Origin of the sequence: Blattabacterium cuenoti (assembly GCF_014252015.1) — a bacterium.
In the GTDB taxonomy this organism is placed as follows: domain Bacteria; phylum Bacteroidota; class Bacteroidia; order Flavobacteriales; family Blattabacteriaceae; genus Blattabacterium; species Blattabacterium cuenoti_U.
This window is the reverse complement of sequence record NZ_CP059206.1, coordinates 130,758-145,199: the sequence shown is the minus strand read 5'-3', so window position 1 is coordinate 145,199 and position 14,442 is coordinate 130,758. Positions and strand designations below refer to the sequence as shown.

Genomic DNA, 14,442 nt, shown 5'->3' with positions numbered 1-14,442 from the left:
AATATATAATGATCAAATACTTTGGGATATGAAGGATGAAATAGGGATGAAAAAGCATTATACTTATCTTTCATTATTATAATATTTCATAACTTTGAACCCATTTTGTGGCTACGAATATTATGTTTGTTTATGAATCAAATTAAAGAAAGCATATGCATTTAACTTCTTATGAAAAGGAAAAAATTCTTCTACACATGGCTGGAGAATTAGCAAAAAAACGTTTAAAAAGAGGATTAAAATTAAATTATCCCGAATCTTTAGCTTTAATCGCTCATTATGTAATGGAAGGAGCTCGTGATGGAAAGACAGTGAAAGATCTCATGTATGAAGCAGGAAATATTCTGAACGATGAACAAGTTATGGATGGAGTGTATGAATTACTTAATAATGTTCAAGTAGAAGCTACTTTTCCTGATGGAACAAAGTTGGTAACTATACATCATCCTATCAAAAAAAACAGAAAAAAAAATTCTAGTCTAATTCCAGGACAATATAATCTTTTAAAAGAAGATATAGTATTGTTACCTGGTAGATCTCGTATAAAAAGAATAGTATCCAATACGGGGAGTCGTCCTATTCAAGTAGGATCTCATTTTCATTTTTATGAAACAAATTCGGCTCTTCTTTTTGATAGAGAAGGAACCAAAGGATATAGACTAGATATCCCTTCTGGTAGATCTGTTCGTTTTGAACCAGGAGAAACGAAGGAAGTTATGTTAGTAGAAATTGGTGGAAGTAAAAAAATTTATGGATTTTCGGGAAAAGAAAATACAACTATATGAAAAAAATAGATAGAGAATCTTATGCTAGTATGTATGGTCCTACTAAAGGAGATAAAATTCGTTTAGGGGATACATCTTTATGGATTGAAATAGAAAAAGATTATACAATTTATGGAGATGAATGTGTTTTTGGAGGAGGAAAAGTAATTAGAGATGGAATGGGACAACATCCGTTTGCTACAAGAGATGAAGGAGTTTTAGATTTAGTATTAATTAATGCTATTATTATTGATTATTGGGGAATCATAAAAGCGGATATAGGAATTAAAAATGGAATTATTGTTGGAATAGGAAAAGCGGGTAATCCTTATTTTATGGATAAGGTTACTCCTAACATGTATATTGGAGCAGGAACCGAAGTTATTTCTTCAGAAAATATCATAGTAACAGCTGGAAGTGTAGATAGTCATGTTCATTACATATGTCCACAATTGTTTGAAGTTGCCTTAGAAAGTGGAACTACTACTATTATTGGAGGTGGATCAGGACCGGCTACCGGAACTATAGCTACAAATTGTACTTCAGGTGTATGGAATATTCAAAGAATGTTAAAAAGTACAGATCATATTCCTATTAATCTTATTTTTCTTGCAAGTGGAAATAGCTCTCGTCCAGAAGCTTTAATTGAACAAATAAAAGCTGGTGCAGGAGGATTAAAAATCCATGAAGATTGGGGGAGCACTTTACATGTTATAGACCAATGTTTAGATGTAGCAGAAAAATTGGACGTACAAGTTAATATACATACAGATTCCCTAAATGAATCAGGTTATGTAGAAGATACTATAAAAATATTAAAAAATAGAACCATTCACACTTATCATACAGAAGGAGCAGGTGGAGGACATGCTCCTGATTTATTAAAAGTTATATCATTTCCTAATATTTTACCTTCATCAACAAGTCCTACTATGCCATATACTTGTAATACTATAGATGAACATTTAGATATGTTAATGATCTGTCACCATTTAGATTCTAATTTACCAGAAGATATTGCTTTTGCTAAATCCCGTATAAGATCTGAAACTATTAGTGCAGAAGGAGTTTTACATGATATAGGGGCCATTAGTATGACTAGTTCTGATTCTCAAGCTATGGGTCGCATAGGTGAGATTGTAAAAAGAACATGGCAAACAGCTGATAAAATGAAAAAAGAAAGAGGATCACTTCATGAAGATCATAAAAATAATGATAATTTTAGAGTCAAAAGATATATTTCAAAATATACTATAAATCCTGCTATTACTCATGGTATTTCTGAATATGTAGGTTCTATTCAGATCGGGAAAATGGCAGATTTGGTATTGTGGAAACCTTCTTTTTTTGGTGTAAAACCTGAATTAGTTATAAAAAGTGGAATGATTGTATACGCTAGTATGGGAGATCCTAATGCTACCATTCCAACCCCTCAGCCATTTATGTATCGAAAAATGTTTGGATATTTTGAACCAAAATTGAGTAGTATTTTTGTTTCAATAAATGCAATCAATAATAGTTTTTTTGAAAAAAATGAAATCAAAAAACAAATCAAAATAGTGAAAGGATGTCGTTCGTTATCCAAAAAAAACATGATACTAAACGAAGAAATACCCAATTTAGAAGTGGATCCTAAAACTTATAATGTTTATATAAATGGAGAAAAAATAATTTCTCATCCTTCTGATGTTTTACCACTTTCTCAAAGATATTTCTTATTCTAATCTGAATAGAAAAAGATAATACCCAGGGCGGGATTCGAACCCGCATGATTGAAATCACTGGATTTTGAGTCCAGCGCGTCTACCTATTTCGCCACCTGGGTTTTTCATAAAATTTATAAGATTAGTTTTTCTATTTTTATTTTTAATTTGCTCAAAAAAGTTAATTCTTCATTATTTCTTGTATGTTGTAAATAAACAACTCTTTTTATATTAGATAAATAAATTAGTTTACAGCATTCTTTGCATGGAAAGTGAGTGGTGTATATGGAAGCTCCTTTACAGGAAAAAGAAGAAGAAGCAATTTTTAATATTGCATTGGCTTCTGCATGTATAACATACCATTTGGTATCTCCATTATTATCTTCACATATATTATCAAATCCATTTGGAGTCTGGTTATATCCACAAGATATGATTTTATTATTTTTAACTATAATAGTTCCTACTTTTTTTTTTTACAAAAAGATAATTTAGAACGTTCAATAGCCATGTTCATATATATCATATCATCGTTTTTTTTATACATTTTATAAATCATTATACAAAAAAATATGAAAAAAATACACAGCATTCAAAATACGAAAATTAAAGATTTGATAAAAATTTATAATAAAAAAAATTATATGAATATATTCTTTGTTGAAGGGATAAAAGAATTCGAAATGGCTGTAAAGGGAAATTATTTTCCAATAAGAATATTTATATGCGAAAAAATATTTCATAAGTATAATATGATTCAATCATTTCATTCGATAACCTTTCTTATTAGCATGAAAATTTTTAAAAAACTAGCGTATAGAGAGAATTCAGGTGGAATTATTGCTTTATTTAAAGAAAAAAAATATATGAATCAGTTGAAAAGCATAAAAATTGATAATAGAAATTCTTCTTTAATACTCATACTAGATGGGATAGAAAAACCAGGAAATATAGGAGCTATGTTAAGGATAGCTGATGCGGCAAATATTCATATTATTATACTATGTAATATGAAAACTTATGTATATAATTCTAATATTATCAGATGTAGTTTAGGAAGTATTTTCACAAGAAATATTTTTATAGAAAAAATAGAATCAATCATATATTGGTTACAAAATAATAAAATTAAAATTATAACAACAGGATTTCATAAATATAAGAAAACAATGAATTTATACCATACTAAATTTTCCCAAACTAATAAAATAGCTGTTGTTTTTGGTTCTGAAAATAAGGGGGTATCCAATATTTGGTTGAAATATGCTGATCAAATAATAACTATTCCTATGTTTGGAAATATAGATTCATTAAATGTAAGTAATGCAATGTCTATAATTATATATGAAATTATTAGACAAAAAAATTATGCTAAATAATATTTACATCTGTTTTTCATACACATGATCTATTTTTAAATTTATTTTTTTAGATGCTTTTGTAGACAATTGATCACAATAATCATTGATATAATGATGATTGTGACTTTTTATCCAATGAAATATAACAAAATGTTTCTCGAATAAATAAAGAAATCTTTTCCATAAGTCTATATTTTTTTTATTATGAAAATTGTTTTTCTTCCATTTATAAATCCATTTATTTTGTACAGTATTTACTATATATTTAGAATCAGTAAAAACAGTAATATTTTGTTTTTTATTTTCTATTTTTTCTAGTCCCATTACCACTGCTAATAGTTCCATTCTATTATTCGTTGTATAACGAAATCCTTCTGAAATTATTTTTCTATTATAAGAATAACCAAAAAATATTTCTATAAAAACCCCATATCCTCCTGGTCCAGGATTTCCTTTTGAAGAACCGTCAGTATAAATATGAATTTTTTTGTTCACGAATAATTCATATAATTAAATTAGTTGAATTATTTTAATTATTAGTTTTTTCACGTTCAAATTTTTCTAGTTGATATTTTATTAAGTTGAAACATTTTTCTTTCAAACTATTCTTATCTTTTAAGGATAAATTTTTTGTTGATATAGAATGATGTTGTTTAATCCTTATTTTTCCTGGACCCCCTTTAATAATAAAAAAACTGGGAAATTTTGTTTTTATGTCAGCTATAGTAAAAGGAATAATAGATATTTTTTTTATAATAGCGACAAAAAAAGCTCCTCCCTTAAAAGGGGCTAAAGCAATAGAGGGTTTAGGTACACCTCCTTCTGGAAAGATACAAACACTTTTTCCAGAATCGATTTTATTTTCTATTTTTTTAAATACTTGTATACAACTTGATAAATTTTTTCTATCAATAAGAATATTACTTTTTTTATAAACAAATCCAAAAAATGGTAGCTTAGCTAATTCAGCTTTACCCACAAAAACTAAAGGATGATTTCTCATCAAAGAGTAAATTAGCATAATATCCATAATAGAACTGTGATTACTGATAATTACGTATTGTTTATTTTTATCTAATATTTCTTTGTCTTTTTCCAATGCATACCAAAAACCCATGAGAAAAAGATTACTTCTAGCCCACATTTGATGAAACCAATATGCAATAGGATAATGTTTATCTCTAAAAATAAATGGGATAGAAACCCCTGCCCATAAAGGAATCAAAAATATATTGATAATAAAAAACCATATACGCCATAACAATATGAATGATATTTGTAGGATTTTCATTAAACAATAAAATTAACAGAAATATATAAAATTCATAATAAAGTTTATTATTTTTATATAAATTAAAACATGATTACAAAATTTTTTAAAAAAAATCTGATCTTTACGTAAAAAAAAAGTATTTATATGATAGATACATGTATACATTAGGGGAGTTTATTATAGAAAATAAGGATTGTTTTTCATATTCAACCGAAGCATTACTGCGATTATTTAGTTCTATAAAATTAGCTTCTAAAGCTATTCATAAAGAAGTAAATAAAGCAGGGATAACAGAAGAAATTATAGGAAGTTCTGGATTTACTAATATTCAAGGAGAGAATCAACAAAAATTGGATAATTTTGCTCATAGAGCTTTCATAGAATCTTTTAAAAGTAGAAATGTTGTTTGTGGAATAGCTTCTGAAGAAAGTAAAGATTTTATAATAATAAAGGGAAAGCAAGAAAATTTTTATCAAAATCAATATATTGTTTTAATAGATCCACTTGACGGTTCTTCTAATATAGATGTGAATGTATCTATTGGAACTATATTTTCTGTTTATATAAGAAAATCTCCTATTCAAATGAATTTGACAATAGAAGATTTTTTGCAGAAGGGAAATCAACAAATTCTTGCAGGATATATTATTTATGGATCTTCTACTATATTGGTATATAGTACCGGAAATGGAGTGCATGGATTTACTTTAGATCCTTCAGTTGGAACATTTTATTTATCTCATTCTAATCTTTGTTTTCCTAAAACGGAAAAAATTTATTCTATTAATGAAGGAAATTATGCTAAATTTTCTAATGGAATTCGAAGATTTATTAGATATTGTCAAGAAAAAAAAGATAATCGTCCATATACAGCCAGATATATTGGATCTTTAGTAGGTGATTTTCATAGAAATATAATACAAGGAGGAATCTATATTTATCCCAAAACAGCTTCTTATCCAGAAGGTAAATTGAGATTACTTTATGAATGTAATCCTATGGCTTTTTTAACCGAACAAGCTGGGGGAAGAGCTTCTAATGGAGCAGAACGTATTCTAGATATAAAGCCTACTAAATTACATCAAAGAACTCCATTTGTTTGTGGTCCTATAGGAATGGTTTCTAAGTTAGAAGAGTTTATGTGTGAATAAATTTTTTAATTGAAAATGCAATTTAAAAAAAAAAAAATTTTTGAAAAAATAATAAAAAATGGAGACTATTCGCTAGTGTATCCTGTTTTATCTGTTTTTTTTAAAACGAATTATGAAAAAAAATTATCACTAAAATTAGTTGGAACTCTAGTAAAAAAAAAAAATTTTAAAAAATCAGTTCACAGAAATAGAATAAAACGTTTATTAAAAGCTTCTTTTATTTTGAATAAATCGATTTTGGATAAATATATTATAAATCAAAATTATTATATAATTTTGATTTATAAAGCCTTTTATTTACCTAAATTTAAAGATGTAAATGAATCTATTATAAGCATTTTCAATAAAAAAAAGTCATTGTTGAAACAATTGACCAGCATTGGCCCCAAAAATTTTAACTGCAAAAGCTAATAAAACAATTCCAAATATTTTTTTTAGAATATCCAAACCGTTATTTCCTATTTTTTCGGCTATAAAATCACATCTATCTATTACAAAATAGACAACTATCATATTTAATATAAGAGATAAAAGAATAACATTTACGTCATAAGTTGCTCTTAATGAAATTAAAGTAGTTAAAGATCCGGGTCCTGCTATAAGTGGAAATGCAATTGGAACTATAGATGTTTGAGCATTTTCCGTTACCTTGTGAAGATCTATCCCTAGTATCATTTCTAAACCAATTAAAAACAACACTACAGATCCAGCTACAGAAAAAGAATGAACATCAATTCCAATGATTTGAAGCATAGGTTGTCCTAAAAAAAGGAAAGATAAAAATATTACGAGAGAAGTGATTATAACTTTTTTAGTATCTATAATGTTCCCCTTTGATTTAAATCCCATAATAATGGGCGCATTCCCTAATATGTCTATAATGCTAAAAAGTATCATAAAACAACTAATTAATGAATTTATCCATTCCATATTCAAAATTTATTCAAAATAATTTTTTACCTCGTTATGATTGAAACAATTTTTATTTTTAAATATGATTATATATTTTTTTTTACAAATTAAATAAAATATAATCAGTATCATTAATTTTTTTAAAAAAAAACTCATTTTATGTGAATAAAATGAGGTAATTCAAAGTCCATTTTCATAAGCTTTCCATCCTGCATTTCTATATTTTTCAGCTTCTATTTTTGGATCCCAAGATTGGGAAATAGCTTTTCCTACAATAATAAAATCGCTTCCATTTTTTTCAAATGCTTGAACAGGATGAATATAGCTATTTCCATTATTCATTTTTCTAAAATGAATACCAGGAGTAAATAGTAATAATCTATCGTCTACTTTTCTTTGTGCTACTGTACCAATTACTGTTGGATTTTTTATAGATATATTTAATACTTTTCTTATATAATTATCATCAGATAGTCTTCCATAAGAAGACATTTCAGATATTGTTATTAATCCCATATTAGAAGGAATATTCAAGTTTTGTATACTCATACTCCCAGCAAATACATGTGCCGTTATGATATCTGCCCAAGAAGAAATTTTATGAATACCATAATGCAACTGAAGATAATTAGTAGAACCAACATCACATAATTTTCTGTCTTCGAATAATAAAAATTTTTTTTCTATAGAAATATTTTTAAGATAATTTATAAATGAATATGAAAAATCATTTATAATGTCTACATGAAGCTTTAATCCACAAATTAAATCTCCAATTAAATTGACTAATTTTAAAATATTTTGAGTATATATTAAGTCAGCAGAAACTATTAAATTTGTTTTTTTTTTCAATGTAATATCAATAAGTTTTTTTCCTATAGGATGAGAAATTTTTTCTTTTTTTTCTTCATAAGAAATACGTTTATTTTGAATATTTTTTATATTTTTTTTTCTTAAAAAAAACTGAATAATATGTATTTCTTGTTTTTTTAAAAAATGTTCTTTTTTTAATATTTTAAAAACTTCTCCTATTCGAAATAAAGTTCGGATATTATATCCTCTTTTTTTTATATTATCTATTCCTCCTTGTTCTCTATCAAGAATAGACATAATGTTTTTGATTATTAATCCTTCTTTTTCAAGGTCAATGACAGTTTTTAATAAACTATCTCCACTTGTGACAACATCTTCTATAATCAGACAATTTTGTCCTGTTTTATATATTCCTTCAATCATTCGTTCTGTTCCATATCCTTTATTTTCTTTTCTTTTAATAATTAGTGGAATTTTTGATCTCAATGATAAAGTTGTAGCTATAGGTAAAGCTGCATATGGAACTCCACAAATTAGTTCAAAATTATAAGATGAAACTTCATTTATGAGTAAATCTGATAATTTTATTAATAAATCCGGTCTAGAAGCTATCGGTCTAAAGTCTATATATATAGGGGAATTCATTCCACTTTTCAGTGTAAAATTTCCAAATTTAATGATTCCTAATTTGTAAATTTCTAAAAAGAATTGTTCTTTTTCTTCCATAAAAAAAAAGCTGTTTTGGTAAAGTTAAAAATTTTATACTTGGATATTCTTACAATTGATATGATTATGAAAAAAATAGATATTTCTGCTAGTATAAATGGAATCAAACTTCCATTATGCATTATGAACGCTTCAGGAGTTCTTTGTTCTACAGATCAGGATCTATCCAATTTATTAAATAGTTCTTCTGGTGGAATTGTTACAAAAAGTTGTACCTATAAACCTAGGGAAGGAAATATTTTACCTAGATATTTCGAATGGAATATAGGAAGTATAAATTCTATGGGATTACCTAATCTTGGGATAGATTTTTATATAAATTTTATAGAAAAAAAAAAAATAAATAAACCTATTTTTCTTTCTATTTCTGGATTATCTATAGAAGAAAATTATTCTCTTGTTCAAAAAGCAAATCAATATTCAAAAATTACAGCTATAGAATTAAACCTATCTTGTCCAAATATTCTTGAAAAAGAAAAAATGTTAGGTTATGATTTTTATGGAATTTCCAATTTCATAGAAAACATATTTAAATTTAATAAAAAACCTTTAGGAATTAAACTGCCTCCTTATTTTCATGAGGCTCACATTAAGAATATAGCTTTGATTTTAAATCAATTCCCTATTTTTTTTGTTACTTGTATTAATAGTTTACCTAATGGATTATTTATTGATATAAATAAAGAATCAGTAGTAATACGTCCTAAAAAAGGATTTGGAGGGATAGGTGGATCAATTATCAAGCCATTTGCATTGGCAAATATTCATAAATTTTATACTTATCTTCGTAAAGACATAGCTATCATAGGATGTGGGGGTATTTCTTCTGGAAAAGATATTTTTGAACATATATTATGTGGAGCCTCTGCTGTTCAAATTGGGACACAATTTATGAAAGAAGGAATTTCAGTATTTGAAAGATTGAAAAAAGAATTAATTTTTCTTTTAAAAAAGAAGAATTATTCATCTTTAAATAGTTTTAAAGGAAAACTAAAATATCTTCAATAAGATTTAGAAAAAACAACCCTTTGGGAAGAAGGATTACCAGAATAAATGCATTTTCCTTTTTCCTTTTCATAAGACATAGGAATACAACGTATGCTTGCTTCTGTTTCTTCTTGAATTTTTTTGCTTGTATTTTTTGTTCCATCCCAATGAGCCATAATGAACCCTCCTGAATGATTTATTTTGTTTTTAAAATCATTGTATTCATCTGATTTAATGATTAATTTTTGAGTTCTATTAAAAGCTTTTTTATAAATATTTTTTTGGATTTCATCTAATAATTTTGGTATTGAATTTTTTAAACTTATCCAAGGGATAAATGTTTTTTCATAGGTGTCTCTTCTGAAAATTTCTACTTTTCCATTTTGTATTTCATTTTTTCCGATACTGATCCGTATGGGTATTCCTTTCATTTCGTATTCATGAAATTTCCATCCAGGAGTTAACATAACTCTATTATCATATTTTACTCGTATCCCTTCTTTTTCCAATATATTTAAAATTTTTATTGCTATTTCATTAATTATAGAATGTTTTTCTTTATTATTATAAATGGGAACAATAACAGTTTGTATAGGAGCTATTTTTGGAGGTAATATTAATCCTTTATCATCAGAATGTGACATAATGAGTCCTCCTATTAATCTGGTAGAGACGCCCCAAGAAGTTGACCATACATATTCTTTTTTTCCGTTAAAATTAGTAAATTTAACATCGAAAGCTTTAGAAAAATTTTGTCCTAAAAAATGTGAAGTGCCAATTTGCAAAGCTTTTCCATCTTGCATTAGAGCTTCAATACAATATGTTTTTTCTGAACCATAAAATTTATCCATATATGGTTTTATTCCTTGTAATACAGGAATAGCCATAAATTTTTCTGAAAAATCTGTGTAAATATTTAATATTTTTATAGCTTCTTCTATCGCTTCTTTTTCGGTAGAATGTGCAGTATGTCCTTCTTGCCATAGAAACTCCGTAGTTCTAAGAAATAAACGAGTTCGCATTTCCCATCTTAGTGCATTCCCCCACTGATTAAATAAAATAGGTAAATCTCTATAAGATTGAATCCAACGTTTATAAGTTTTCCATATTATACTTTCTGAGGTTGGTCTAATTACTAGTTCTTCTTGTAACTTAGATTCAGGATCAACAATAAGCTCTTCTTGATCTGGATTTTTTTTCAATCTAGAATGTGTAACAACAGCACATCCCTCAGAAAAAATCTCAGTATGTTCTTTTTCTTTTGAAAAAGCAGATTTTGGAATAAGTAAAGGAAAATAAACATTTTGATGACCCGTAAATTTCAACATATTATCTAATATTGTTTTCATTCTATCCCATAAAGTATATCCATACGGTTTAATTATCATAAAACCACGAATTCCAGAAAATTCTGCTAAACCGGATTTAATAACTATTTCATTATACCATTTTGAGTAATTTTCACTACGTTTAGTTAATTGTGATTGACTCATAAAACATAAATAATAATAATATAATATATGACTCTGTTTATTAATATATAAAAAAAATTACTTAACACATTTAATTTTATTTCTAAATTAGTGATTTATTAAATAAGTTATTTATGGCCCATCCTAAAAGAAGACAGTCTAAATCTAGAAGAAATAAAAGAAGAAGTCATTTTAAAGTAAAAGAACCTTTATTAGCAAAATGTATTTTAACAAATAAAAAACATTTATACCATCATGCGTATTGGCATGAAAACATCCTTTATTACAAAGGAAAAATTCTATATAATAATAATGAAACTAAAAAAGAATCCTTATAAAATATGGATTTAAAAAAAATAAAATACCTGATTAAGTTTATTTCGGATTCAAATATAGATGAGATAAAGATTAAAATAGGAAACACTGAAATTTATATGAAAAATAGAACATTGAGAAAAAATGAAAAATATTCGTGGAATCCTAAAATATCTTCTTCTATTTCTGATTATTACGATAAATTTTCTAAAAAAGAAAAAGAAAATATAAATAAATATTTTACTATAAAATCTCCTATGATTGGAACATTTTATAGAAAACCGAATCCAGATCAAGAACCTTTTGTAAAGATAGGAGATAAAATAAAAATAGGAACAAAAGTTTGTGTTATAGAAGCAATGAAATTATTTAATGATATTGAATCTGAAGTAAATGGAAAATTGATTAAAGTTTTAGTGGAAGATGCTTCCCCTGTTGATTATGACCAACCTTTATTTCTTTTAGATCCTAATTATTAAATTTTATGTTTAAAAAAATATTAATAGCTAATCGTGGAGAAATTGCTTTACGAATTATACGAACATCCAAAGAAATGGGAATTAAAACTGTAGCTGTTTATTCCACAGCAGATAAACATAGTCTTCATGTTTATTTTTCGGATGAAGCTGTATGTATTGGACCACCTCCTCCATATCAATCTTATTTAAACATTCCAAATTTGATTTCAGCTGCAGAAATTACCAACGCAGATGCTATTCATCCTGGATATGGATTTTTATCTGAAAATGCATATTTTTCTTCAATGTGCCATAAACATGGGATAAAGTTTATAGGGGCTAAACCTAATCATATGATTCAGATGGGAAATAAAATTTTAGCTAAGAAAACCATGAAAAAAATTGGAATTTCTTGTTTACCTGGATCTGACTGTTTTGTAGAATCATCTTATAAGGATATAGAGAAAATTGCAGATAAAATAGGGTATCCAATTGTTATAAAAGCTGTCGCTGGAGGTGGAGGAAAAGGAATACGATCTGTTTTAGATAAAAATCATTTAAAAAATTCTTGGGAAGAAGCTAAAAAAGAGGCTTTGTCTTGTTTTGGAAAAAAAGATATGTATATAGAAAAATTCATTTTGAATCCAAGACACATAGAAATCCAAATTGTAGGAGATAAGTATGGAGAAGTATGTCATCTTTCAGAAAGAGATTGTTCTATTCAAAGAAGAAATCAAAAATTAGTGGAAGAAGCACCTTCCCCATTTTTAACTTCATCTCTTAGAAAAAAAATGGGAGAAAAAGCCGTAAAAGCGGCTGAGTATATTCATTATGAAGGAGTAGGAACTATAGAATTTTTGGTAGATCAAAAAAAGAATTTTTATTTCATGGAAATGAATCCAAGGATACAAGTAGAACATACTATAACTGAAGAAATAACAGGTTTAGATTTAATCCGAGAACAAATATTTTTAGCTTATGGAAAAAAACTTTCTATAAAAAAAAATTATTATCCCAAAATGTATTCAATAGAATGCAGAATAAATGCAGAAGAACCGTACAAAAATTTCCGTCCAGTTCCTGGAAAAATAACTCAAATGCATTTACCTGGAGGAAAAGGGGTACGGATTGATACACATATTTATGCAGGATATAATATTACACATTACTATGATTCTATGATTGCTAAAATTATTACTACGGCAAAAAGTAGAAAAGAAACTATTGAAAAAATGCGTCGTTCTTTAGATGAATTTGTTATAGAAGGGATCCATACTACTCTTCCTTTTCACAGAAAAATTATGCAAAATAACGAATTTTTAAGTGGGAATTATAATACAAGTTTTGTAGATAATCTAGATTTAGATTTTTTGTTCGATAACAAAGTATAAAACATTATTTTTTTTCAAATAACTTTAAGAAGTTTATCATTTCTTGAATGTTTCCATTCATAAATCCTGTAAGATCATAAATAGATTTATGAATTCTATGATCCGTAACTCTATTTCTAGGATAATTATAAGTCCTAATTTTTACAGAACGATCCCCCGTAGAAATCAAAGATTTTCTTTTCATAGATATTTTTTTTAATCTTTTTTCTTTTTCATTCTGATAAATACGTGATCGTAATACACTTATAGCTTTCTCAAAATTTTTATGTTGAGAACGCTCTTGTTGACATTCTACTGTTATTTTACTTGGAATATGTGTTAATCGTACAGCTGATTCAGTTTTGTTTACATGTTGCCCTCCAGAACCACTAGATCTAAAAGTATCTTTTTTTATATCAGATAAATTAATATTAACTTCTATATCTTTTACTTTAGGAAGAACCGCAACGGTTATAGCGGATGTATGCACTCTTCCTTGAGATTCTGTTTTGGGAATCCTTTGAACTCTATGAACTCCAGATTCTAATCTTAAATTACCATAAACTCCATCTTCTCCATTGATATCTAAAATAATCTCTTTATATCCTTTAATTCCTCCTTTTTGAGCATGTATTATTTTATATTTCCAACCTGATTTTTTAAAATACATTGTATACATTCTTAATATATCTTCAACAAAAAGACATGCTTCATCTCCTCCTGTTCCAGAACGTAGTTCTAAAATAGCGTTTCTATGATCTTCTGTTGTATTCTCTTTTTTTGAAGATAAGAAATTAGAAGATTCTCTTTCAAGAGAAGATAAATTTTCCAAAATTTTGTTTTTTTCTGTTAAAGCAAACTCTTTTATTTCCGTATCTGAATCATTTTCTAAAACAAAATTAATTTCTTCAAGTAGAACTAATTTTTTTTTGTATTCTTCATAAATAGAAACTATTTTTTCTAATTTGGAATATTTTTTTAATAATGTTTTGTATTGTTTATAATCCGATATAATATCAGGTTGTATTATTGATTTTGAAATTTCATGAAATTCTTTTTTGTAAACTTCTAACTTTTGAATTAATGAAATTTTTTTCATTTTTTAAATATTATCTTTATAAAGATTCTTGAAATTAA

General features: G+C 26.6%; 15 protein-coding genes, 1 tRNA gene and 1 pseudogene. 9 read left to right on the top strand and 8 right to left on the bottom strand.

Going from position 1 to position 14,442, the window contains the following annotated elements; genetic code table 11:
• Positions 1-155 precede the first annotated feature (155 nt).
• Together H0H50_RS00685 and ureC are read left to right on the top strand one after the other, a co-directional pair.
• A complete protein-coding gene (locus H0H50_RS00685; RefSeq protein ID WP_185867261.1) occupies positions 156-785 on the top strand; it encodes an urease subunit gamma in 630 nt (209 codons plus the stop codon).
• Entirely contained in the window at positions 782-2,488 is a 1,707-nt protein-coding gene (ureC, locus tag H0H50_RS00680; RefSeq protein ID WP_202985861.1) for an urease subunit alpha, read from the top strand. Before H0H50_RS00685 ends, ureC begins: the two co-directional genes overlap by 4 nt.
• 19 nt (positions 2,489-2,507) lie before the next feature.
• On the opposite strand, the gene H0H50_RS00675 is transcribed toward ureC, so the two are convergent.
• Together H0H50_RS00675 and H0H50_RS00670 are read right to left on the bottom strand one after the other, a co-directional pair.
• Positions 2,508-2,589 (bottom strand) — tRNA-Leu (locus H0H50_RS00675).
• Positions 2,590-2,601: 12 nt separating this feature from the next.
• Positions 2,602-3,026 (bottom strand): annotated as a pseudogene (locus H0H50_RS00670) (deoxycytidylate deaminase).
• Positions 3,027-3,039: 13 nt separating this feature from the next.
• Here H0H50_RS00670 and H0H50_RS00665 point away from each other — a divergent pair.
• Complete coding sequence (locus tag H0H50_RS00665) at positions 3,040-3,846, top strand: RNA methyltransferase (protein ID WP_185867260.1); 807 nt, start codon at positions 3,040-3,042, stop codon at positions 3,844-3,846.
• Positions 3,847-3,849: 3 nt separating this feature from the next.
• On the opposite strand, the gene H0H50_RS00660 is transcribed toward H0H50_RS00665, so the two are convergent.
• Together H0H50_RS00660 and H0H50_RS00655 are read right to left on the bottom strand one after the other, a co-directional pair.
• Positions 3,850-4,323 (bottom strand): ribonuclease HI, encoded by a 474-nt coding sequence (locus H0H50_RS00660; RefSeq protein WP_185867259.1) that lies wholly within the window; start codon positions 4,321-4,323, stop codon positions 3,850-3,852.
• 34 nt (positions 4,324-4,357) lie between these two features.
• On the bottom strand, positions 4,358-5,119 hold the full coding sequence (locus tag H0H50_RS00655) for a lysophospholipid acyltransferase family protein (protein ID WP_185867258.1): 762 nt from the start codon (positions 5,117-5,119) through the stop codon (positions 4,358-4,360).
• A 137-nt stretch (positions 5,120-5,256) separates the two neighbouring features.
• Here H0H50_RS00655 and fbp point away from each other — a divergent pair, with 137 nt between their 5' ends.
• Together fbp and H0H50_RS00645 are read left to right on the top strand one after the other, a co-directional pair.
• On the top strand, positions 5,257-6,252 hold the full coding sequence (gene fbp, locus H0H50_RS00650; RefSeq protein ID WP_185867257.1) for a class 1 fructose-bisphosphatase: 996 nt from the start codon (positions 5,257-5,259) through the stop codon (positions 6,250-6,252).
• A 15-nt stretch (positions 6,253-6,267) separates the two neighbouring features.
• Positions 6,268-6,663 carry a ribonuclease P protein component gene (locus tag H0H50_RS00645; RefSeq protein WP_185867256.1) on the top strand — a complete coding sequence of 132 codons (396 nt, stop codon included), beginning with the start codon at positions 6,268-6,270 and terminating at the stop codon, positions 6,661-6,663.
• On the opposite strand, the gene H0H50_RS00640 is transcribed toward H0H50_RS00645, so the two are convergent.
• Complete coding sequence (locus H0H50_RS00640; protein WP_185867255.1) at positions 6,607-7,182, bottom strand: MarC family protein; 576 nt, start codon at positions 7,180-7,182, stop codon at positions 6,607-6,609. The genes H0H50_RS00645 and H0H50_RS00640 overlap by 57 nt on opposite strands.
• Before the next feature lie 162 nt (positions 7,183-7,344).
• Entirely contained in the window at positions 7,345-8,703 is a 1,359-nt protein-coding gene (pyrF, locus tag H0H50_RS00635; protein ID WP_185867254.1) for an orotidine-5'-phosphate decarboxylase, read from the bottom strand.
• Positions 8,704-8,763: 60 nt separating this feature from the next.
• On the opposite strand from pyrF, the gene H0H50_RS00630 reads away from it, so the two are divergent.
• Positions 8,764-9,711 carry a dihydroorotate oxidase gene (locus H0H50_RS00630; RefSeq protein ID WP_185867411.1) on the top strand — a complete coding sequence of 316 codons (948 nt, stop codon included), beginning with the start codon at positions 8,764-8,766 and terminating at the stop codon, positions 9,709-9,711.
• Here H0H50_RS00630 and proS read toward each other — a convergent pair.
• Complete coding sequence (gene proS, locus H0H50_RS00625; protein WP_185867253.1) at positions 9,705-11,183, bottom strand: proline--tRNA ligase; 1,479 nt, start codon at positions 11,181-11,183, stop codon at positions 9,705-9,707. The genes H0H50_RS00630 and proS overlap by 7 nt on opposite strands.
• A gap of 113 nt (positions 11,184-11,296) precedes the next feature.
• Here proS and rpmF point away from each other — a divergent pair, with 113 nt between their 5' ends.
• From rpmF to accC, 3 genes are read left to right on the top strand one after another with little or no spacing between them, the layout of a single operon-like run.
• Complete coding sequence (gene rpmF, locus H0H50_RS00620) at positions 11,297-11,500, top strand: 50S ribosomal protein L32 (RefSeq protein ID WP_185867252.1); 204 nt, start codon at positions 11,297-11,299, stop codon at positions 11,498-11,500.
• Between the two features lie 3 nt (positions 11,501-11,503).
• Positions 11,504-11,956, top strand: a complete 453-nt coding sequence (accB, locus tag H0H50_RS00615) for an acetyl-CoA carboxylase biotin carboxyl carrier protein (RefSeq protein ID WP_185867251.1) — start codon at positions 11,504-11,506, stop codon at positions 11,954-11,956.
• 5 nt (positions 11,957-11,961) lie between these two features.
• On the top strand, positions 11,962-13,326 hold the full coding sequence (gene accC, locus H0H50_RS00610) for an acetyl-CoA carboxylase biotin carboxylase subunit (protein ID WP_185867250.1): 1,365 nt from the start codon (positions 11,962-11,964) through the stop codon (positions 13,324-13,326).
• 4 nt (positions 13,327-13,330) lie between these two features.
• Here accC and prfA read toward each other — a convergent pair whose 3' ends face one another.
• Positions 13,331-14,404 carry a peptide chain release factor 1 gene (gene prfA / locus H0H50_RS00605; protein ID WP_185867249.1) on the bottom strand — a complete coding sequence of 358 codons (1,074 nt, stop codon included), beginning with the start codon at positions 14,402-14,404 and terminating at the stop codon, positions 13,331-13,333.
• Positions 14,405-14,442: the final 38 nt, after the last annotated feature.

What these genes read in the sequence shown, in the direction of transcription:
- H0H50_RS00645 (WP_185867256.1), top strand. Translation starts at nt 6,268, where the DNA reads ATGCAATTTAAAAAAAAAAAAATTTTTGAAAAAATAATAAAAAATGGA.
- fbp (WP_185867257.1), top strand. Translation starts at nt 5,257, where the DNA reads ATGTATACATTAGGGGAGTTTATTATAGAAAATAAGGATTGTTTTTCA.
- accB (WP_185867251.1), top strand. Translation starts at nt 11,504, where the DNA reads ATGGATTTAAAAAAAATAAAATACCTGATTAAGTTTATTTCGGATTCA.
- proS (WP_185867253.1), bottom strand. Translation starts at nt 11,183, where the DNA reads ATGAGTCAATCACAATTAACTAAACGTAGTGAAAATTACTCAAAATGG.
- H0H50_RS00665 (WP_185867260.1), top strand. Translation starts at nt 3,040, where the DNA reads ATGAAAAAAATACACAGCATTCAAAATACGAAAATTAAAGATTTGATA.
- rpmF (WP_185867252.1), top strand. Translation starts at nt 11,297, where the DNA reads ATGGCCCATCCTAAAAGAAGACAGTCTAAATCTAGAAGAAATAAAAGA.
- ureC (WP_202985861.1), top strand. Translation starts at nt 782, where the DNA reads ATGAAAAAAATAGATAGAGAATCTTATGCTAGTATGTATGGTCCTACT.
- pyrF (WP_185867254.1), bottom strand. Translation starts at nt 8,703, where the DNA reads ATGGAAGAAAAAGAACAATTCTTTTTAGAAATTTACAAATTAGGAATC.
- H0H50_RS00655 (WP_185867258.1), bottom strand. Translation starts at nt 5,119, where the DNA reads ATGAAAATCCTACAAATATCATTCATATTGTTATGGCGTATATGGTTT.
- H0H50_RS00685 (WP_185867261.1), top strand. Translation starts at nt 156, where the DNA reads ATGCATTTAACTTCTTATGAAAAGGAAAAAATTCTTCTACACATGGCT.
- H0H50_RS00630 (WP_185867411.1), top strand. Translation starts at nt 8,764, where the DNA reads ATGATTATGAAAAAAATAGATATTTCTGCTAGTATAAATGGAATCAAA.
- H0H50_RS00640 (WP_185867255.1), bottom strand. Translation starts at nt 7,182, where the DNA reads ATGGAATGGATAAATTCATTAATTAGTTGTTTTATGATACTTTTTAGC.
- prfA (WP_185867249.1), bottom strand. Translation starts at nt 14,404, where the DNA reads ATGAAAAAAATTTCATTAATTCAAAAGTTAGAAGTTTACAAAAAAGAA.
- accC (WP_185867250.1), top strand. Translation starts at nt 11,962, where the DNA reads ATGTTTAAAAAAATATTAATAGCTAATCGTGGAGAAATTGCTTTACGA.